The sequence below is a fragment of the Hephaestia caeni genome, from assembly GCF_003550065.1.
Taxonomy (GTDB): Bacteria; Pseudomonadota; Alphaproteobacteria; order Sphingomonadales; family Sphingomonadaceae; genus Sphingomonas; species Sphingomonas caeni_A.
In genome coordinates this window covers 251,897-272,726 of sequence record NZ_QXDC01000003.1, presented here as the reverse complement: position 1 = coordinate 272,726, position 20,830 = coordinate 251,897, and the positions used below count along the sequence as shown (strand labels likewise).

Here is a 20,830-nt window from a genome sequence, read left to right as displayed (position 1 = left end):
GGAAGATAATGCGAGGCGACACGCTGCTCTTGTTGATGCGGCTGCGGACGGTGATCGCGTTGATCGTCGTGCTCGCGGTGTTTTCCGCCGCGGCGCCCAATTTCCTGAGCAGCGCCAATATGGTGCTGATGCTCAAGCATGTGGCGCTCAACGCGATCCTCGCGATCGGCCTCACGTATGTGATCGTCGCCGGGGGGATCGATCTGTCGGTGGGCTCGACTGTCGGGCTCACGGGGATGGTCGCGGGCTTCCTGATGCTCAACGGCGTGCCCGTCGGCGGCGACATGCTGATGCGCTTCAACCTGTTCGAGATCGTCCTGATCGTGCTCGCGATCGGGGTGCTGATCGGGGCCATCAACGGCGTGCTGGTCGCGCGGCTCAAGGTCGCACCGTTCATCGCCACCTTGGGCACGCTTTACGTCGTGCGCGGCGCGGCCTTGCTGTCGTCGGACGGGCGGACCTTCCCCGATCTGGTGGGCGACGCTTATTACGGCACCAGTGGATTCCCGTTCATCGGCGGCGGCTATCTGCTCGGCCTGCCGGTCTCGGTCTGGCTGCTGGGGGTGATCGCCGCGGTCGCCGCTTATGTCGCGATGCGCACCCCGCTCGGGCGCAAGATCTATGCGGTCGGCGGCAATGCCCATGCCGCCGCTCTGTCGGGTATCCGCGTCAACCGCGTGCTGATCGTGACCTATATGGTCTCGGGCTTTTGCGCCGCGGTGGTGGGGCTGATCATCGCGTCCGAATTGCAGGCCGCGCACCCGGCGACCGGCGATACGTTTGAACTGAACGCGATCGCCGCCGCGGTGCTCGGCGGCGCCTCGCTTGCGGGCGGGCGCGGCACGATCGTCGGCACATTGGTGGGTGCGGCGGTGATCGGCGTGCTTGGCGACGGCATGGTGATGATGGGGGTCAGCGCCTTCTGGCAGATGGTGATCAAGGGGCTGGTGATCATCGCCGCGGTGCTGCTCGACGGGGCGCAGGCACGCCTCCAGCACCGCGTCGCGATCCGGCGTGCGGCGGCGCTGGCGTGATGCTGCGCGGCGGGCTTATCGGTTGCGGCTTCTTCGCCGCCAATCAACTTCACGCGTGGCGCGATCAGGACGGCGCCGGGATCGTGGCGATTTGCGACACCGATCCGGCCCGGCTGGGGGCGACCGGTGACGCGTTCGGCATCGCCGCGCGCTACACCGATGCCGCGGCGATGCTCGCCGCCGAGCGCCTCGATTTCGTCGATATCGCCACCACGCCGCCCAGCCACCGCGCGCTGGTCGAACTCGCTGCGCGCCACGGCGTGCCCGTGATCTGTCAAAAACCGCTGGCGGCAACGCTCGCCGACGCCGCGGCGATGGTCGCAGCGTGCGATGCGGCCGGCGTGGCGATGATGGTTCATGAGAATTTCCGCTGGCAGGCACCGATCCGCGCGCTCAAGGCCGTGATCGACGACGGCCGGATCGGCACGCCCTTCTTCGCGCGCTTCGCCTTCCGATCGGGGTTCGACGTCTATGCCGCGCAACCCTATCTCGCCGAGGGCGATCGCTTCATCATCGAGGATCTTGGCATCCACATCCTCGATGTCGCGCGCTTCGTGATGGGCGAGGCGGCAACGCTCACCTGCCGCACCCAGCGCGTCAACCCGGCGATCCGTGGTGAGGATGTCGCGACGATCCTGCTCGGCCATGCCAGCGGCGCGACCAGCGTGGTCGATTGCAGCTACGCCACCCCGATCCACGACGAGTTGTTCCCGCAGACGCTGATCGAGGTCGATGGCGACAGGGGGCGGGTGCGGCTCGGTGCCGATTACCGCCTGACGATCGAGGATCGCACGCGGATCGAGGAACGCGACGCCTCGCCGCCGCTGCTGCCTTGGGCCGAACGGCCGTGGCACGGTATCCAGGAAAGCGTCGCCGCGATCCAGCATCATTGGGTCGAATGCCTGCGCGCCGGGCGGGCGCCCGATACATCGGGGTGCGACAATCTGCGCACGCTGGGGCTGGTCGATGCCGCCTATCGCAGCGCCGCCACCGGCCGCACGCTCGATGTCGACCCGCGCTGAAACGCTCTACGGCACGGCAGCGGCCGAGCCGCAGCCGCTGCGATTTTCGGCCGGGGCGCTGTCGTTCGAACTGGTGGGTGGCGATGTGCACGCGGTGCGGATCGGCGGCGTCGAAATAATCCGCGCGATCCAATATCTGATCCGCGATCGTGATTGGGGCACGCTGAGCCCGGCGATCGCCGATCTGGTGGTGGTACAGGACGCGATCGGCGTCACCGTGACCTACAGTGCGACGGTGCGTGATCCCGACGGTGCCGCGCTCACCTATGCCGCGACGATCGCCGCGACCAATGCCACGCTCGATTTCACCGTCGAGGCGCGTGCCGAGCGTGATTTCACCACCAACCGGCTCGGCTTCTGCGTGCTCCACCCGGCGCATCTTGCTGGTACTCCGCTGACGGTCGAGCATGGCGACGGCAGCGTCGAGCGCGCGACGTTCCCCGAACTGATCGCGCCGTGGCAGCCGTTCACCGACATCCGCGCGCTGATCCACCAACAGAGCGGCGCCACGATCGCGTGCCGTCTCGATGGCGACACGTTCGAGATGGAGGATCAGCGCAACTGGTCCGACGCCTCGTACAAAACCTATGTCCGCCCGCTCGCGCGGCCCTGGCCCTATGTCGTGCCGGGCGGCAGCGTGGATCGCCAGTCGGTGCGATTGTCGATCGAAGGCGCCGCGATCGCGACAGCGCACGCTGATACCTCGATCACGATCACGCCGGGCGCGCCGGTGGGCACGATGCCTCGGATCGGGCTGGCGGTCTCGGCGGCGGAGGCGGCGGCAACGCTCGCCGCGATCGATGCGCTCGGGGCGATCGCGCCGCAGGATCTGCTGCTCAGCGTGCGCGCCGATGCGGGCGAGGGCGCGGCCGAGATAGCGGCGCTGGCGCGCGTCGCCGCGTGCACGAACGCGCGGGTCACGCTTGAATGCGTGATCGCGGCCTCAGGCGATCTCGATGAGGAACTGGGCACGGTGGCGTGGCTCGTCGCCGATGCCGGGCTGCCGCTCGATGGCATTGCGGTGTTCCCCGCGCCCGATCTGCAATCGACCCCGCCGGGCAGTGCGTGGCCGGCGTGCCCGCCGTTCGACAGCATCTACGCCGCCGCACGCCGGGCCTTTCCCGGCATCGCACTCGGCGGGGGGATGTTCAGCTATTTCACCGAACTCAACCGCAAGCGCCCGCCGGTCGAACTGCTCGATTTCGTCAGCCATGCGACGTGCCCGATCGTCCATGCCGCCGACGATCGCAGCGTCATGCAGACGCTCGAGGCGATCCCGCACATCGTCCGCTCGGCGCGTGAGATTATCGGGGCGGCGCCGTATCGGCTTGGCCCGAGCACGATCGGGATGCGGCAGAACCCATATGGCTCGCGGACGATGGACAATCCCGATCGCGGTCGGGTGCCGATGGCCAGCGTCGATCCCCGTCAGGATGGCCGCTTCGCCGCCGCCTGGGCGCTCGGCTATGTCGCGGCGGGCGAGGCGGGCGGGCTGGAGACGTTGACGCTTGGCGCGCTGACCGGCCCGTTCGGCGTGCTCGGCCCTGATGGTCCGCGCCCGGTGTTTTCGATCGTCCGCGATCTCGCCGCGCTCGCCGGGGCACCGCGCCGCGCGTGCCGGTCATCCGCGCCCGATCGGGTGCTCGCGGTCGCGAGCGGCGATCACATGCTGCTTGCGAACCTCACGCCGGCGCCGTGCGTCGTGCGCGTGGAAGACACGTCGCACCGGCTCGACCTCGATGCCTACGAAACACGGCGGATCGCGCTCTGAGCCTTAGTGGCTGCGCGCGTAGAGGTGATCGGATCGTTCGAGATGGCGCACCATCGCGGCCTCGGCGCCGTCGGGGTCGTGCGCCTCGATCCGGTCGATAATCTCGCCATGCTCGGTCAGCGTGCGCTCGCTCTGGCCCTGCCAGATCAGCATGTGCGCGTGATATTCCTGGAGCCAGCCCAACATGCCTTCGCTCACCGCGCTGTAGATCGGGTTGCCGGTGATCTGGGCGATCCGCGTGTGGAAGCCCATGTCGGCGTGCACGAACGCAGCCGCGTCGCCGGTGACCGCGCGTTGCTGCTCGACGATCGCGCGCAGTTCCGCCACGTCCTCGGCGCTTGCGAGTTCGGCCGCCTTGCGCACCATGCCACGCTCGAAGAAGGTGCGCGTTTCCTTCAGATGCTCCAGCGCGTCGGGTAAGGTCGACAGCATCAACTGTGCGACCATGTCGACCTGGTGGATCGCCGCCCTGGCACTGATCTCGCGCACGCGCGCGCGTTCGCCGTGGCTGATCGTCACCAGCCCGAGATTGGCGAGCGCCTGCATCGCCTCGCGGATCGCGGGCCGCCCGACGCCGAAACGCGCCATCAGCTCGCGCTCGGAAGGCAGGCTTTCGCCCGGGCGACGTTCGCCGCTGACGATCATCGCCTTCAGCCTGTCGAAGACTTCGTCGGCCAGCTTGCGTCTGACGATGGGTTCGTTTTCGCTTGGTGTCACAGGCATGTTCTTCTTCCGAAATCGATACGCGATCAAGAGCGGTCACGCGCCGTGCAGGACATTCGGCCTCGCCGTCGCCCGGATGCCCGGAATGGCGTCACCGGCCGCCGCGACCGGGATTGGCGCAGCTTCAAAATATTATAATACGAATTTGCGATTGCTCATGATACCAGCATACCATAACATGCCAGCCGGCGTCGGCCCAGAGCGGCGCAACACGCCGGGCCGGCAGGATCGTTGATCCGGTCGATTGCAGCACGCGCAAAGGTGCGGGCATCGGTTGCAAAAAGGGGAAGGTGAGGATGGAACGGCGCACTTTTTTGGCGGGAACCGCCGTGGGCAGTTTCGCGGTAGCGCTCAACTGGCCGGCGCCCGCGCTCGCCGAGGGTGGCGACCGGCTCCTCGACGGCTTCAAGACGCCCCCGGTCGATTCCCGGCCGCACACCTGGTGGCATTGGATGAACGGCAACGCGACCGCCGACGGCATCACCCGCGATCTCGAAGCGATGGCGCGCGTCGGCGTCGGGGGCACGCAGATGTTCGATGTCGGCTGCGGCATTCCGGCTGGGCCGGCGGGCACCCAAAGCCCCGAATGGGTCAGGTTGGTCCGCCACGCGGTCGATGAAAGCAACCGCCTCGGCCTCTCGTTCACGCTCCACAATTGCCCCGGCTGGTCGTCGAGCGGCGGCCCGTGGATCACGCCTGAACTGTCGATGCAGCAATTGGTGTGGAGCGAAGTCACGCTCGCCGGTGGCAAGGCGATCGATCAGCACCTGCCCACGCCGCTCGTCCGGCTCGGCCATTATCGCGACGCGATGGTGATCGCCTTTCCGGCGCTGCCCGGCGATCGCGCCAATGCCCGCGGCCAGATCGTGCGCACGACGCTCGACGGGGCGCCCGCCGACATCCGCGTGCTCGTCGACGGCGACAGCACTACCGGGCTCGACGTTACGCCCGGCGCCGATCCGGCGCAGCTCGTGCTCGAATTCGCGCGTCCTTATCGCGCGCGATCGCTAACCTTGCGCGCGACGGCGGACGATACCGCCAATTACGCGAGCCGGGCGATGGTGCGGATCGAGGCGTCGGACGACGGGCGCACCTATCGCGCGATCGGCGAAGCGCCGATGCCGATCTGGCGGCTCCACACCAATCCGCCAATCATCCTAAGCTTCGAGACGGCAAGCGCCAAATTCTTCCGGGTCTCGATGCCGACGCCGATGCGCGTGGTCGAACTGGCGCTCTCCGCCGATCCGCGCATCGCCGATACCGGCGACAAGGCGGGTTGGGGGCGCTATGTCAACGCCGGCGAAACCCCGCGCGCATCCGATGCGGCGATCGATCCCGGCAAGGTGATCGACGTCAGCCGTTTCATGGACGCCGACGGGCGGCTGCGCTGGGCGGCACCGCGCGGCGACTGGACGATCCTGCGCTTCGGCCACACCGCGACGGGCGCGCGCAACATCGCCGCGCCCGATGCCGGGCTGGGGCTCGAATGCGACAAGTTCAGCACCGCCGCGCTCGATTTCCACTTCGATCAGTATTTCGCCAAGGTGATCTCGGCGATGGAACGCCTCGGCAAGCGCGATCTCGCCGGTGCGGTGATCGACAGCTACGAAGGCGGCATGCAGAACTGGACGGCGGATCTGCCCGAGCAGTTCGAGGCGCGGCGCGGTTATGCGCTCACGCCTTATATGCCCGCGGTCACCGGCCGCGTCGTTGGCGATGCCGAGATTTCCGAACGCTTCCTGTGGGATTTGCGCCGCGTCCACGCGCTGCTCATGGAGGATCGCTATTACGGCCGCTTCCATGATCTCTGCGGCAAGCACGGCCTCGTCTCGTACACCGAGCCGTACGGCAACGGTCCGTTCGACGATCAGCAGGCGGGCGCGAAGGTCGATGCGCTGATGGGCGAATTCTGGGTGCGCGGTGGCGCCGCCGCCTATTCGGTCAAGGTCGCCGCGACCACCGCGCACGTCCACGGCAAGACCTTCATCGGCGCCGAGAGTTTCACCGGCCGCCCGGCGCAATCGCGCTGGCTCGAACACCCTTATGCGATGAAGGCGCTCGGCGACGAGATGTACGCGCTCGGGCTCAACCATTTCGTCTTCCACCGCTACGCGCAGCAGCCGCATCCGACCGCAAGGCCGGGGATGACGATGGGGCCGTGGGGTTTCCATTTCGATCGCACCAATACCTGGTTCGACGATGCCGGCCCGTGGCTGACCTACGCCGCGCGCTGCCAGCATCTGCTCCGCCAAGGCAGTTTTGCCGCCGATATCCTCTATTTCGCGGGCGAGAATTCGCCGGTCCAGGTGCCTGTCCATATCGAGGAGCCGATCGCCGCCACGCTGTCGGGCGCGCGGCCCAGATTGCCGCAACCGGTGCCCGCGGGCCACGATTACGACGTCGCCGATGCCGATGTGCTGATGAACCGCGTGCGGATCGAGGACGGCGAGATCGTGCTGCCCGAGGGTATCCGTTACCGCGTGCTGGTGATGCCCGAGGATCGCCGCATCACGCGCGACCTGCTGGCGAAGCTCGCGGGCTACGTCCGCGCCGGCATGTGGCTGGTCGGCCCGCGCGTCGAACAATCGCACGGGCTCGGCGGTTATCCCGACAGCGATGCCGAGGTCCGCCGCCTCGCCGACGACCTCTGGGGCGATCTCGACGGCAAGACGCGCACCGCGCGCGATGTCGGGCGCGGCCGGGTGTTCTGGGGGATGCCGCTTCGGCAAGTGCTCGACGCCGCGCGGCTGGCGCCCGATGTCGAGATCACCGCGCGGTCGGCCGATCCCTTCATCAACTGGATCCACCGCCGCACCGACGATACCGATATCTATTTCGTCGCTAACGGCCGGCGCCGGGCCGAGGATCTGGTGTGCACCTTCCGCGTCACCGGCCGCCGCCCCGAATTGTGGGATCCGATGACCGGCAAGACGCGCGCGCTGCCGGTCTACGAACAGGTCGACGGCCGCACCCGCGTCGCGCTCCGCCTCGACGAGGCGGGCTCGTGCTTCGTTGTGTTCCGCGAGCCCGCCCAAGGCGGCAGTACGGCGCTCACCGGTCCTGCGGGCGCGGTGTTGCAGACCCGGCCCTATCGCGTGCCCGCCGGGGTCGAGGCGGCGCACGATTTCACCGTTACCGCGTGGATCAAGCCCGAGACCGACCTCTGGCCGGTAACCCCGGCGATCGCCTCCGATCGCACCGACCCTGAAACCGTCGCTGCCCGCGCCGAGGCGCTTGCGCGCGTCGGCGAATTGGTCACGCTCGGCCACGCCGGGGCCAGCTTCGTGCTCGATCCGCCCGCGGGCGACGCCACCTTCGGCGCGGGCCATGCCACGCTTGCGGTGTCGGTGGGGCGCAACGGGGTGATCCTCTACGAGAATGCCGGGGAGACCTATCGCGCGGTGCTCGCGCTGACGGTGCCGATCGCGGGCTGGACGCATCTCGCGGTCAGCTACGACAGGGGCCGCCCGAGCGTGTTCCTCAACGGCAAATTGATCGGCACCGGCGCCGCATCGGCATCGCGCGTCCACGCCATGACGGGCTTTCCCGGCGCCCGGCCGCGCTATTTCGAAGGCGATCTGGAAGCGCTCGAAGTCCATCCGCGCGTGTTCTCCGCCGCCGATCTGGCCGGTCGCACCGCCGCGGGGCCGCCCACGCCCGAAGACGTGCCGTCGATCGAGGTCGCCGATAACGGTCTGCTGATCTGGCGCGACGGCGCCTATGCGCTCGGCGCGCGCCCGATCGAGGCGCGCGGCATCGCCCCGGCGGCGGCGCTCGCGGGGCCGTGGCAGGTCGCCTTCCCGCCGAACCTCGGCGCCCCGGCTGCGATCACGCTCGATCGGCTGGGCTCGCTCCATCGGCACCAGGATTTCGGTGTCCGCCATTTCTCCGGCACCGCGACATGGCGCACGCGCTTCGCCGTGGCGGCGGGCGCACTCGGTGGCGACAAGCGGGTTTATCTCGATCTCGGTCGGGTGGAGGTGATCGCCGCGGTGCGCGTCAACGGCCGCGATCTCGGCAAGCTCTGGAAGCCGCCCTACCGCATCGACGTCACCGATGCGGTGCGTGCGGGCACCAACACGCTCGAGGTCAGCGTCACCAATCTCTGGCCAAATCGCCTGATCGGCGACGAGCATTTCCCGACCGATGATGAGTATAGCGTCGTCAATGCCAGCACGGCCGGCGGCATCACCGCGCTCCCCGGCTGGTTCCGCGATGGCAAGCCCATGCCCGCCGGCAAGCGCGTCGCCTTCGCCACCTGGAAACATTATGATGCAGAAGCGCCGCTGCTCGAATCGGGCCTGTTGGGGCCGGTGCGCCTGCTCAATGCCAGGCTCTATCCGCTCGCCTGAGCCGGCAGGGAAGGGCGCCGGTGACGGTGGTAGCGACGGCCCCGGCGTTCATCGCCGGGGCCGTTGTCATTTTACCACGGCTTGGAGCGCGCTACCGCCAGCCCGCGCACGTCGTTGGGCCATTTGCCGCTGACCGCGCAGTAGAAGTGATAGAGCGCGCCGTCGTGGTAGATGACCGACGGCTTGTGCGCGTATTTCTCGTCGATCGATCCCGGCGGGCCGACGTCGATCAGCACCTCGTCGACCTTCCTGAAGTCGGTCAGCGTGTTGCCGAGCGCGAGCAGGTCGCGTGCGTGGCCGTCATAAGCGAGCCCGAAATAGAACATGCCCCAGCGGCCGTCGTGGCGGACGAGCACCGGATCGCTGGCGAAGCGCGCGTCGGGCGCGCCCCGCGGCCCGTTCGGGATGATCGGATTGCCGGGATGGCGCGTCCAGGTCTTGAGATCCTTGGAGGTGGCAAGACCGGTCTGCTCGTGCCACGGCTCACCCGTCGTCTTGGCGTTGTAGAACAGATAGAAGGTATCGTCGTCCTTCATCAGCGTCGGCTTGTAGAGCCCGCCGCGCTCCCAGTCGGCGCCGTCCTCGGCGCGCAGGATCACCGGGCCGCGCTCCCAGTGCATGAAGTCGTCGCTCCAGGCGAGGCCGATCACCGCCGCGCCTTCCTCGTAACCCGCATTGGGATAGGCGTGCCACGCCGCGACATAGCGCCCGCCGACCTTGATCAGCCGTGCCGGCGATTGCAGGCCGTTCTCGCGCAGGATCGATGCGCAGGCGATGTTGTAGCGGGTGATCGGATCATCGGGGTCGCGCGCCATGATGATGCCGAGCCGGCGCCAGTTGATCAGATCGTCCGATTCGCAGATCCCCGTCTGATAGCCGATGCCGTCGAAGCCGACGTGCGTCAGGTAGAATTTGCCGTTGGCCGAGAACACGAACGGGCAATCGACCGCTTTCTCGTCGAAGCTGCCGGGGATGCCCGATCCGGCGAGGATCAGCTTAGGATATTTGTAGGGCGTCCGATAGGGCGCGACCGGATCGGCGGCGGCCGCCGCCATCGCGCGAGCGGCGTCGGGCAGCAGCATCGCGCCGGTGCCGGCCACGGTGGCGCCGAGAAGCGAACGACGGTCGATCATGTCTTGTGGTTCCTCACGATAGCAAGCGGGCGAGGCGGCACGCGTCTCGCCGCGCGCGGGGGTTCAGGGCTGCGCGCCGGCCTCGGCCTTGGCGATGCGCCCCACCCCGTGGCCGATGATCGCGCGCATCGCCGCCGCCGCGGCGGGGCCGTCGCGTGCCTCGATCGCATCGACGATGCGTTCATGACCGCGGACGCTGACCTCGTGTTCGTGCTCCTCGCGGAACGGCGAACTGAGCGTGAACGAGGCGACCAGCGCGGTTTCCACCACCGCCGACATCGATCGCATCAGGACGTTGCCCGATGCCTTGCCGACCGCGCGATGGAAATCGAGATCGACCTCGGCGAAGGCGCGCGCGCTCTCGGTCGCATCCCACATCTGCGCGATGCAGCGCCGTAGATCGGCGACATCCTCGTCCGAACGATGTTCGGCGGCTTCGGCGGCGGCGGCCGGCTCGAGCGCGAGGCGGACCTGGGTGAGGTCGTGGCGGAAATGCGCATCGAAACCCTGGCTGACCTTCCACGACAGCACGTCGGCATCGAAGAAATTCCAGTGCGACGAATCGAGCACGGTGGTGCCGACCCGCGTCTTGGAGACGATCAGCCCTTTGGCGGTCAGCGTCTTGAGCACCTCGCGCAACACCGTGCGCGACACGCCGAAACGGTGCAGGATTTCGCTTTCCCCGGGGATTTTCGATCCGGGCGGATAGACGCCGGCGAGGATCTCGGTGCCCAGCGCGCGGGCGACCTGATCGTGGCTCGAAAGCGTGCCTTCGGTGTATCTCCCGAACTTGGCTGGCGATGCCATCGTGGACGCTCCTGCTCGACCGGTCCCGGATCGCGCCACCGGCGCGGCGGGAATCGATATTGCGCCGTCGCCGGAGGATCCGGTGCGGGGAAGAACGTCATCGGTCATTTCGTGGCCTCAAGGCAACCGCATTGCCCGTCATTCATCAGCAAGGTGTTCCTGCGCGCCGCGACGGTAGCGCGCGGAACAGCTATTTGCCTAACCATTCAACCTCTCTCGCTTTTTTCAATTGGTAATATTTTATACGCGTACTGGCAAGGCCGCTGCGACGGCAATGGCGATATCGATGGATCGTGCCGCCGCCGCGCGGGCTTCTTTTACGAACCCGCGATTCTGGAGGATAGGATGTGAATTCGTTTCGGGGGCGGATTTTTTCGCGTTCCGGCAGCGCCCGAACGTCGGCGATCGGGGGCCGCAACACAAACAGGCCCGGCCGTCGATCGCGGCCAGGCCTGTCTGCGTGTTGCATTCGCAACGAATAATGGTGGGCGTGGCAAGGATTGAACTTGCGACCCCTGCGATGTCAACACAGTGCTCTACCACTGAGCTACACGCCCACGAGGTGGCGGGCTGTAGCCGGGGATGCGGGCGCATGCAAGCGCTCTGTGGTTTGTTTCAATGACACGGAAACAGAGGCGTCCCCGGCCTGCTCCCCCGCTCCACCACCCAAGACATTATACTGTATGGGCGCCGGGGTGGGGGAGTGGGCCGGCGCCGCCTTTTGCAAACGGCAAGAAACCCTATTTCCCCCCTGACATCCGTTCGATCTCGAACATGCGGTCGATCTCGAGCACCAGGTCGCGCAGGTGGAACGGCTTGGAGAGGACGCGGGCCTCGGGCATCGTGCGTCCCGCCTTCAGCGTCACCGCGGCAAAGCCGGTGATGAACATCACGCGCGTATCGGGTGCGATCTCGGCGCAGCGCTGCGCGAGTTCGATCCCGTCCATCTCGGGCATGACGATGTCGGTCAGCAGCAGGTCGAACCGCTCGGTTTCGAGCAAGGGTATCGCCGCGGTGCCGCGATCGACCGCGCTCACCGCATAGCCCGACCGCTCGAGCGCGCGCGTCAGATATTCGCGCATCACCTGGTCGTCTTCGGCCAGCAGAATTCGGATCATCGGGAGCCCCTACACGTCACGGATCAGGTTATGCGCAAAGCGTTTAAGATTTTCCAGCCCGACGCGCGTCTGGCCCAACCCGCTATACGTCCCGCAATGCGACGATTGCTGACAGGCGTCGCCCGTCTTAAGTTGAACGGCAATGGAGGATGCCCCGCCGTTCGACCGCCACGGACCTGCCGAGCCGACCAGCCCGGTGGTGCTCTCGGTGCCGCACGCGGGGCGTGATTATCCGCTCGCGCTGCGGGCCGCGCTTCGGGTGCCGATCGCGCAATTGACGGTGCTGGAGGATCGCGCGGTCGATCGCGTGGCACTGGCGGCGCGCGTCGGCGAAACCGTGTTCGTCCAGCGCCGCGCCCGCGCCTGGATCGATCTCAACCGCGCCGAACACGAACGCGACCCGCGCGTCGACGATGGCGCCGCCGCCGGGCGGCAGCCGTTCCAGTCTGCCAAGCTGCGCAGCGGCCTCGGGCTGGTGCCGCGCCGCGCCGCGCGATCGGGCGATCTGTGGTGCCGTCGCTTCACCGCCGATGAGATCGTCGCGCGGATCCGGCTCGATCACCGGCCCTATCACGCCGCGCTGGCGCGCACGCTCGCCGCCGCGCGCGCGCGTTTCGGGATCGCGGTGCTGCTCGATCTGCATTCGATGCCGCCGCTCGGCACGGCGGCGGACACGGTCCGTATCGTCTTCGGCGATCGCTTCGGCAAAAGCGCGGGCGGGCGCTTCGTCGCCCGGCTCGAAGGCGAGGCCGACGCCGCCGGGCTGCGCTACGCGCTCAACAGCCCCTATGCGGGCGGCCACATCCTCGAACGCCACGCCGCGCCGCGGGCGGGAATCCACGCCGTCCAGGTCGAATTGTGCCGCGCGCTCTATCTCGATGCGGCGCTCGATCGGCCGGGGAAGGGGCTGGCGCGCACCGCGGCCGTGTTGCGCCGGATGATCGACGCGCTCGCCGACGAGGCGCTGGCGCAGCCGGGCGCGCTGGCGGCCGAATAGGGGGATGCGCCGGTGCGCCTCCCGCGCGCCACGAACCCCACATAAAAAAACCACCTCGTGCGCGGGGCACGAGGTGGCCAAGGTTCAGGGAGGACACACGCCCGAAGGCGTGTCATACGACCTCGCGAAAGGGGGGGACACGAAGCCGTACCTCACGAATATAGGACAGAGGTTCAGTCGCTTCAAGGCCCATGCCCGCCGCAACCGACGCCATTTTCACACGCCCCGTCAGCGCTTTGGGGCGATCCCCGGGATCATGCGCGCGAGCACGCCGTCCTTGAGCAGCAGATGGTGGCGCAGCGCGCCTGCGATGTGCAGCAGCACGAGCCCCGCGAACAGCAGCCCCAGCGTTTCGTGCAGTTCGTGCGCGGTGCCGGCGATCGGCTTGGTCACGGGCAGGAACGGCACGTCGAACAGCCCGAACCAGGCGATCGGCCGCGGCTTTGCGCTGGCCGATACCATCGCCCAGCCGGTCAGCGGCATGATCAGCAGCAGCGCGTAGAACACCCAGCGTATCCCTTGGGCGATGGTGCGTTCCCAGCCCGCAACCTCGCCGGGCAGCGGCGGCGGATTATGCCCCAGCCGCCACGCGATCCGCCCGAGCGTGAGTGCGAGCACGGTGATCCCCACCGCCTTGTGCGTGCCCATCAAGGCTCTCAGCGCCGGCACCCCTTCATGGAAGATGCCGACGACGAGGTTGAACAGCACGAGCAACGCGATGATCCAGTGAAACCAGATCGCGCCCGTCGAATAGCGGCCCGCCGGGCTCGTCGCTCGTGCCGGGGCCATTTCAGGCGACCGGATCGAGTTGCGCCTGCGGCTGCGGCATCTTGCCGAGCTGCATCTGGCGGCCGAAAATCTCGCGCATCAGCGAGAGCGAGAAGAGGTGCGCGTAGAGCAGCGGCAACATGCCGTTCTGGTTGGCCTTGCGCAGTTGGTCGCCGCGCAGTTCCTGCAATTTCTTCTCGTCGATCATCTGGAAGCCGCGATAGATGAACGGCCGCTCGGCGCCCTCGGGCTGGATGCTGATCTCGCCGTCCATCAGCAGGCCCAGTTCCTTCAGTTCCTTCATGAACGCCTGGGTGCGGCCGCCGGCCTGCTCGAACGCTTCGTTGAACTGGAGGATGCCCTTGGTGAAGTCGGTCGGCTGGTCGCCGTCGAACAAGGCCTCGCCTTCCTCGAAATCACCGATCGCGTCCGATGTCGGATCGAAGCACAGCGACAGTTCCTGCGCGTCGGGGCGCAGCCGCGCGAGCATGTACGGATAGCGGCGGATATACGCCGGGATGTAAAGGTTCTTCTCGGTGATCGTGCCTTCGTCGTCGACGAACACGTTGACACCTTCGTTCAAGCCCATCAGCGCGATCGGGATCGCGTCGTCGCCCAGCGTGAACACGATCGGCATGAAGCGCTGGACAAGTGGGAATTCGTCGATCGTCAGCGGCACCGCGTGCTGGCTGGCGAGGAACGGCGCCTTATCGCGGGTGCGCGTGCGGAATTTGGCATGCGCCTGGCTCGAAAGCGGTTCGAGCGCGTTGTAGAAAAGCGGAAGCTGGCTTTGCGGCGCGCTGGCCATTGAAAAACTCTCCAGATGCAGGGGCGCGGCGCGCCGGTTGTTTCGGTTCCACCCGGCTCTATTTCCCGGCGGGCTCGCGCGCAAGCCTGACGAGCTTGCCGGGGTTGAGCAACCCGGCGGGGTCGAGCGCCGCCTTGATCGCGCGCAGCGCGTGGAGCCGCGCGGGCGGGCCGAGCCGTTCGAGTTCGGCGAGCTTCATCTGGCCGATCCCGTGTTCGGCCGAGATCGATCCCCCCGCCGCGACCACCAGATCGTCGACGAATCGCGTGATCGCGGGCGCCTCATCGGCGTACCAACGGTCGGCTGCGGCGCTTGTGGGCGCCCGCACATGGAAATGGACATTGCCGTCGCCGAGATGGCCGAACGCGGTCGCGTGGGTGCCGGGAAAGCGCGCCTCGGCAGCGGCGGCCGCGTCGAGCATGAAGCGCGGCATCGCCTCGACGGGCACCGAGATGTCGAATTGCAGCGCCGGCCCGCCCGCGCGCTCGGCTTCGGAAAGCGATTCGCGCAGCCGCCAGAACGCCTCGGCCTGTGCTTCGCTTGCTGCAACCACCGCGTCGGCGATCAGCCCGTCGGCCAGCGCGGGCGCCAGCAGCCGTTCGAGCAGGCCGGCGGGCGATTCGGCTCCGGGTACCGGCTCGGGGTCGCTCGCCACCGCCTCGATCAGCACGTGCCAGGCGTGCTGCCCGGCCAGCGGCGATCGCGTGCCCGGAACGTGATCGAGCACGCGGCGAAGCGAATCGCCGCGGATGATCTCGAAACTCTCGATTCGGTCGGTCGCGGCCTGCATCCGCCGCAACAGCGCGAGCGCGTCGACCGGGTTTGCACACCCCGCCCAGCCGACCGCGCGCGCGGTGATCGCGGGCGCGAGCCGGAGCGCGGCGGCGGTGACGATCCCCAGCGTGCCTTCGGCGCCGATCAGCAACTGGGTCAGGTCGTAACCGCGATTGTCCTTCTTGAGCACCGCGAGCCCGTCGTGCACCGATCCGTCGGGCAGCACGGCTTCGATTCCCGCGACCAGCCCGCGCATCGTCCCCCAGCGCAGCACCTGGGTGCCGCCGGCATTGGTCGAGACGAGCCCGCCGATCGTCGCGCTCCCCCGCGATCCCAGCGTCAGCGGGAAGCGGCGGCCCTCGGCGGCGACCGCCTGATGCAGCGTCTCGAGGATCACTCCGGCCTCGGCGATCGCGAGGTTGGCGTGCGTATCTATGCCGCGCACGCGGTTCAGGCGCCGCAGCGACAGGATCAGCGCCGACCCGTCCTCGGGCGGCGTCGCGCCGCCGACCATCGAGGTGTTGCCGCCCTGCGGCACCAGCGCCACGCCCGCCGCGCGCGCAGCGGCGACGATCGCGGCGACTTCCTGCGTCGATCCGGGGCTGAGCAAGGCGGGCGCGTGCCCGTGCCAGCGGCCGCGCCAGTCGGTTTCCCACGGCGCAATCGCGTCGCGCTCGGTAATGATCGCCTTGGAGCCGATCCGGTCGCGCAAGTGATCGAGCAGGGCGGTTTGGCCGGGGGTCATGGCGACAGCGCGTAGCACGTGCGGCAGGCCGGGCAAATTCATCGACTGTTCAACCCTCGGCGCTAGAAGCTGTGCCCGCATGTCGAGCCTCGTCTTCCCTGCCGCGCTGCTGCTGTTGCTCGCCGCGCCGGCCGCTGCGCCGGCCGGGCCGCCGGGCGGCATCGCGTGGCAGCAGGTGACGATTCACGAGCGGATCGTGGTGCGCGTGCCGCGTATGCCGATCCCGCCGGGGCGCCAGCCGATCGCCGACGTCCAGCCGCTGCGCTGGGTGGAGAAGGACGCGCCCAAATGCGTCGCCGTCGACACGCTGGCCGCGGCGACGATCACCGAGCCGGACAGCGTCGATCTGGTGGTGCGCGGCGGCAGCAGGCTGCGCGCCAAGCTGGGCGACGATTGCCCCGCGCTCGATTTCTATTCGGGCTTCTACCTGAAGCGAACCAGCGACGGCCGGCTCTGCGCGCGGCGCGATTCGATCCGTTCGCGCTCGGGCGACAATTGCCCCATCGTCGCGCTCAAACACCTCGTTCCCGCGCGCTGACGCGCGGGAAACCTTGACATTAGCCGCTAAATCCGCGAGCGCGGATCGCGCGGTACGATGGATCGGGCCGCTCCTCTTTCCGGATTCCCCAATGAACTTTGCCGATCTCGGCCTTTCGGATGAATTGCTTCGCGCGGTCGCGGAAGCGGGTTATGAAGCGCCAACGCCCATCCAGGCGAGCGCGATCCCCAGTGTGCTGATGATGCGCGACATCATCGGTGTCGCGCAGACGGGCACCGGCAAGACCGCGTCGTTCGTGCTGCCGATGATCGATATTCTGGCGCAGGGGCGCAGCCGCGCGCGGATGCCGCGCAGCCTGATCCTCGAGCCGACGCGAGAGCTTGCCGCGCAGGTCGCCGAGAATTTCGAGAAATACGGCAAATATCACAAGCTCTCGATGGCGCTCCTGATCGGCGGCGTGTCGATGGGCGATCAGGTCAAGGCGCTCGAAAAGGGCGTCGACGTGCTGATCGCGACGCCGGGGCGGCTGATGGATCTGTTCGGGCGCGGCAACATCCTGCTCACCGCGTGCAATCTGCTCGTGATCGACGAGGCCGATCGGATGCTCGACATGGGGTTCATCCCCGATATCGAGGAAATCTGCACCAAGCTGCCCAAGCAGCGCCAGACCTTGCTGTTCTCGGCCACGATGCCCGCGCCGATCAAGAAGCTCGCCGACAAATTCCTCGACAGCCCCAAGACGATCGAGGTCGCGCGGCCCGCGACCACCAACGTCAACATCACCCAGTGGCTGGTGCCCGTCGCCTCGGCGGACAAGCGCGGGCGGCTGCGCGATCTGCTGCGCCAGGACGAGGTCCGCACCGCGATCATCTTCTGCAACCGCAAGACGACCGTGCGCGAACTCAACAAGAGCCTCAAGCGCTCGGGTTTCCAAACCGGCGAGATCCACGGCGACATGGAACAGCCGCAGCGGCTCGCCGAACTCGATCTGTTCAAGCGCGGTGAGATCAACATCCTCGTCGCCTCCGACGTCGCCGCGCGCGGGCTCGACATCAAGGGCGTCAGCCACGTCTTCAATTTCGACGCGCCCTGGCATCCCGACGATTACGTCCACCGCGTCGGCCGGACGGGCCGCGCGGGCGCCACCGGCACGGCCTATACGTTCGTGACCCCGGAAGACGTCGAGAATGTCGCCAATATCGAGAAATTGACCGGGCAGACGATCGCGCGCCTCGATGCCGGAGCCGCGCCCGAGGCCGCGCCCGCGCCGGCCGAGGCGGAAAAGCCCGCACGCCGGGGGCGAGGCCGGGGCCACGACCAAGACCGCGCGCCCGATCGCAAACCTGCGCGAGACCGCCGTCGTGAGCGGCCGCCCGAACGGCGCGCCGATCGCGGCGCCCGGCCCCGCGACGACGAACCGCTCGACGATGACGGCGGCTGGAACGGCCCCGTCCCCGGTTTCCTGTCGGCGCGGATTCCCTGATCCGGGCGATGGCCGGCATCGTCGAGATCGTGCCGCGCCGCCCGATGGCCAGCCCCTGCATCAACCTCTGCGCGCTCGATCCCGCCACCGATCGCTGCCGCGGCTGCGCGCGCACGCGTGACGAGATCGCCCGCTGGACCAGTATGACCGACGCCGAGCGCGACGCGGTGATGGCAGCGCTCCCCGCCCGCCGGAGTTGATCCCGTACGCCTGCGAAAACAGGAGCCCAGAGTCGCGGGGTAGCGGCGCTTCGTATCTTGGACTCCCGCGTTCGCAGAGCCGCGCCCCCTTACACGTCGGGCAGCACCTGATTGGCCACCCCCCAGCCGTCGAGCGCGCGGGCATTGGCGCGCCCGATCAGTGTATCGACATCCTCGACCGAGAACATCGCCGGCGTCTCGATATCCTTCAATTCGCTCCAGGAAACCGGCGCGGCCACCGGGGCGCCGCTGCGCGCGCGCGCTGAATAGGGCAGGACCGCGGTGTTCCCACGCTGGTTGCGCAGCCAGTCGATGAATATCTTGCCCTTGCGCTTGGCCTTGGCCATCGTCGCGGTGAAGCGGTTGGGCTCGGCCTCGGCGAGCGCGCGGGCGAAGCGTTCGGCGAAGCTCTTGGTCGCGTCCCAGTCGGCTCCGGGCGTCAACGGCACCACCACATGCACGCCCTTGCCGCCCGAAAGCATCGCGAAGCTCGTCAGCCCGATGTCGGCGAGATGCTGCTTGAGATCGATCGCGGCCTTCTTCACATCGCCGAAGTCGAGCCCCTCGTCGGGATCGAGATCGAACACCAGCCGATCGGGCTGTTCGAGCGTCCCCACCGACGATGCCCAGCCGTGGAACTCGATCGTCCCCATCTGCACGCACTGGACCAGCCCGTCGGCATCCTCGACGTACAGATACGGCTCGACGCTGCCGTCCTTCTCGGTGATGTCGACATGGCGGACGTGCTTTCCGAACGAGCCCGCATCGTGCTTCTGGAAGAAGCATTTCTTGCCGCGCCCCTGCGGGCAGCGCACCAGGCTGATCGGCCGGTGGGCGGCCCAGGGCAGCATGATCGGCGCCACCGCGGCATAATAATCGGCAAGCTGGCCCTTGCTCACCTTGCTGTCGGGAAAGATCAGCCGCTCGGGGTGCGTCACCTTGACCGTGATGCGCGCCGCCGCCGCCTTCTTCGGTATCTCGGGCATCACATCCTCCGCCGGCTTGTCCTCGCGCAGCCCCAGATAGCTCGGATGCCGCAGCGCGCCGTCGGGGGTGAATTCGGTGAACGCGATCTCGGCGACCAGCTTTGGGGTGATCCAATGCGCGCCGCGCGTCGCCGCTCGCGGCGCCTCGACCGTCGGCGTCTTGCGCGCCAGCCGGTCCATCCTGGTGCGCAGCGCCGCCATCGTGTCGCGATCGAACCCGGTGCCGACCTTGCCCGAATAGACGAGCCTCCCGTCCCTGTGCTGGCCAAGCAGCAGGGCGCGAAAGCCGCGCCCCTTGGCCGTGCTCTCGGTCCAGCCCAGGATCACGAATTCCTGCCGTCGGGTGCATTTGATCTTGAGCCAGGCTTTGGTTCGTCGCCCGCGATACGGCGCATCGGCGCGCTTCGAGACGATCCCCTCATAGCCTTCGCGGCACATCGCGGTGAACAGCGTCTCGCCTTCGCCGACGACATGCTCGGCGAACTGGAGCCGTGGGCCGGCACCGTCGAGCACGGCCCGCAACCGCTCCTTGCGCTGGACATTGGGCAGCGCCTCCAGCGACTCGCCGTCGAGCGACAGCAGGTCGAACCCGAAGAACGTCATGTCGCCGCCGTTGGAGATCGCGTCCTTGAGCGTCGAGAAATCGGGCCGCCCGTCCTTGAACGCGACGATCTCGCCATCGATCAGCGCGCTCGCGACGGGCAATGCCGCCGCCGCTTCGGCAATGCCGGCAAATTTGTCGCTCCAGTCGAGCCCGGTACGCGTGAACACCCTGGCCGTGCCGCCACCCACCGCCAGCAACGCGCGATAGCCGTCATATTTGACCTCGTGGATCCAGCCATTGCCCGCGGGCACGTCATCGACCAGCGTGCAGAGCTGGAGGTCGCGAAATTTGGGTAGCCCGGTATTCCCGCGAACGCGGGAATCCAGAGCCCCACGCGCGCCGCTCTTGGTTCTGGACTCCCGTTTTCGCGGGAGAACGCGCGCCTTTTTTCCCTCCGCGATCTCCTGCATCGTCCGCCCGGTCTTCACGCTCGTCAGGCCCGTTTCGACCAACGTATCGGTGCCGCCCGCCTCGGCGTCGTCGATCTTGCGCAACAGCCAGTTCTCGCGCGTCTCCTTGCCACGCGGCTTCAGCCGGATCAGCAGCCATGCACCCTTCATCCGCTCGCCGTCGAGGATGAAGTGGAGGTGTCCTTTCTCCAGATCCTTTGTCGACTTGCCCTTGATCGGCGCCCAGGTGCCGCGGTCCCACAGCATCACCGTGCCGCCGCCATATTCTTGCGCAGGGATCGTGCCCTCGAAGGTCGCATAGGACAGCGGATGATCCTCGGTCCTGACTGCCAGTCGTTTCTCGCCCGGATCGAGGCTCGGCCCGCGCGTCACCGCCCAGCTCTTGAGCACGCCGTCGATCTCGAGCCGCAAGTCCCAGTGCAGCCGCGTCGCGTCGTGCTTCTGCACCATGAAGGCGTTGCCATGCCCCCTGGCGAGCGTCCCCGCGGGCTCCGCCGTTTTCGCGAAATCGCGTTTGGCGTTGTAGAGCGCGAGCGGGTCTGATGTCGTGGCCACCTGTTGCTCCTGCGTCACCCCCACTTGCTCCTGTGTCACCC

The 20,830-nt window shown here is 67.9% G+C and carries 16 protein-coding genes and 1 tRNA gene; 8 read left to right on the top strand and 9 right to left on the bottom strand.

Annotated features, from left to right (window positions below; genetic code table 11):
• Positions 1-8: 8 nt before the first annotated feature.
• From DFR49_RS09725 to apnL, 3 genes are read left to right on the top strand one after another with little or no spacing between them, the layout of a single operon-like run.
• Positions 9-1,034 (top strand): ABC transporter permease, encoded by a 1,026-nt coding sequence (locus DFR49_RS09725; protein ID WP_211325856.1) that lies wholly within the window; start codon positions 9-11, stop codon positions 1,032-1,034.
• Positions 1,034-2,056 (top strand): Gfo/Idh/MocA family protein, encoded by a 1,023-nt coding sequence (locus tag DFR49_RS09720; RefSeq protein WP_119035566.1) that lies wholly within the window; start codon positions 1,034-1,036, stop codon positions 2,054-2,056. Before DFR49_RS09725 ends, DFR49_RS09720 begins: the two co-directional genes overlap by 1 nt.
• Positions 2,001-3,827 (top strand): D-apionate lactonase, encoded by a 1,827-nt coding sequence (gene apnL, locus DFR49_RS09715; RefSeq protein WP_211325854.1) that lies wholly within the window; start codon positions 2,001-2,003, stop codon positions 3,825-3,827. The genes DFR49_RS09720 and apnL overlap by 56 nt, the downstream gene beginning before the upstream one ends.
• A gap of 3 nt (positions 3,828-3,830) precedes the next feature.
• Here apnL and DFR49_RS09710 read toward each other — a convergent pair whose 3' ends face one another.
• On the bottom strand, positions 3,831-4,550 hold the full coding sequence (locus tag DFR49_RS09710) for a transcriptional regulator NanR (RefSeq protein WP_119035564.1): 720 nt from the start codon (positions 4,548-4,550) through the stop codon (positions 3,831-3,833).
• A gap of 296 nt (positions 4,551-4,846) precedes the next feature.
• On the opposite strand from DFR49_RS09710, the gene DFR49_RS09705 reads away from it, so the two are divergent.
• The gene (locus tag DFR49_RS09705; RefSeq protein ID WP_119035563.1) at positions 4,847-8,902 is read left to right on the top strand and encodes a glycosyl hydrolase; all 4,056 of its coding nucleotides are present in this window, start codon (positions 4,847-4,849) and stop codon (positions 8,900-8,902) included.
• A 71-nt stretch (positions 8,903-8,973) separates the two neighbouring features.
• Here the strand turns inward: DFR49_RS09705 and DFR49_RS09700 are convergent, their stop codons facing one another.
• The 4 genes from DFR49_RS09700 to cpdR form a co-directional block, all read right to left on the bottom strand.
• Complete coding sequence (locus DFR49_RS09700) at positions 8,974-10,035, bottom strand: glycoside hydrolase family protein (RefSeq protein ID WP_119035562.1); 1,062 nt, start codon at positions 10,033-10,035, stop codon at positions 8,974-8,976.
• A gap of 63 nt (positions 10,036-10,098) precedes the next feature.
• Entirely contained in the window at positions 10,099-10,842 is a 744-nt protein-coding gene (locus DFR49_RS09695) for a FadR/GntR family transcriptional regulator (protein ID WP_119035561.1), read from the bottom strand.
• A 482-nt stretch (positions 10,843-11,324) separates the two neighbouring features.
• Positions 11,325-11,399 (bottom strand) — tRNA-Val (locus tag DFR49_RS09690).
• Positions 11,400-11,582: 183 nt separating this feature from the next.
• Positions 11,583-11,960: a cell cycle two-component system response regulator CpdR gene (gene cpdR, locus DFR49_RS09685; RefSeq protein WP_119035560.1), complete on the bottom strand. Its 378-nt coding sequence runs from the start codon at positions 11,958-11,960 to the stop codon at positions 11,583-11,585.
• A gap of 142 nt (positions 11,961-12,102) precedes the next feature.
• On the opposite strand from cpdR, the gene DFR49_RS09680 reads away from it, so the two are divergent.
• Positions 12,103-12,957, top strand: coding sequence for an N-formylglutamate amidohydrolase (locus DFR49_RS09680; RefSeq protein ID WP_119035559.1), 855 nt, complete (start codon positions 12,103-12,105; stop codon positions 12,955-12,957).
• A 228-nt stretch (positions 12,958-13,185) separates the two neighbouring features.
• Here DFR49_RS09680 and DFR49_RS09675 read toward each other — a convergent pair whose 3' ends face one another.
• From DFR49_RS09675 to DFR49_RS09665, 3 genes are read right to left on the bottom strand one after another with little or no spacing between them, the layout of a single operon-like run.
• Positions 13,186-13,746 (bottom strand): cytochrome b, encoded by a 561-nt coding sequence (locus DFR49_RS09675; RefSeq protein WP_119035558.1) that lies wholly within the window; start codon positions 13,744-13,746, stop codon positions 13,186-13,188.
• Position 13,747: 1 nt separating this feature from the next.
• Entirely contained in the window at positions 13,748-14,533 is a 786-nt protein-coding gene (locus DFR49_RS09670; protein ID WP_119035557.1) for a SapC family protein, read from the bottom strand.
• A 58-nt stretch (positions 14,534-14,591) separates the two neighbouring features.
• On the bottom strand, positions 14,592-16,094 hold the full coding sequence (locus tag DFR49_RS09665; protein ID WP_425454932.1) for an FAD-binding oxidoreductase: 1,503 nt from the start codon (positions 16,092-16,094) through the stop codon (positions 14,592-14,594).
• A 37-nt stretch (positions 16,095-16,131) separates the two neighbouring features.
• Between DFR49_RS09665 and DFR49_RS09660 the strand changes: the two genes are divergently transcribed.
• From DFR49_RS09660 to DFR49_RS09650, 3 genes are all read left to right on the top strand, one after another.
• The gene (locus tag DFR49_RS09660) at positions 16,132-16,590 is read left to right on the top strand and encodes a hypothetical protein (RefSeq protein ID WP_245968336.1); all 459 of its coding nucleotides are present in this window, start codon (positions 16,132-16,134) and stop codon (positions 16,588-16,590) included.
• A gap of 91 nt (positions 16,591-16,681) precedes the next feature.
• Entirely contained in the window at positions 16,682-18,034 is a 1,353-nt protein-coding gene (locus DFR49_RS09655) for a DEAD/DEAH box helicase (protein WP_119035556.1), read from the top strand.
• A gap of 8 nt (positions 18,035-18,042) precedes the next feature.
• Positions 18,043-18,234, top strand: a complete 192-nt coding sequence (locus DFR49_RS09650) for a DUF1289 domain-containing protein (protein ID WP_119035555.1) — start codon at positions 18,043-18,045, stop codon at positions 18,232-18,234.
• 89 nt (positions 18,235-18,323) lie between these two features.
• Here DFR49_RS09650 and ligD read toward each other — a convergent pair whose 3' ends face one another.
• Positions 18,324-20,789: a DNA ligase D gene (gene ligD / locus DFR49_RS09645; protein ID WP_119036341.1), complete on the bottom strand. Its 2,466-nt coding sequence runs from the start codon at positions 20,787-20,789 to the stop codon at positions 18,324-18,326.
• Between the last annotated feature and the right edge of the window lie 41 nt (positions 20,790-20,830).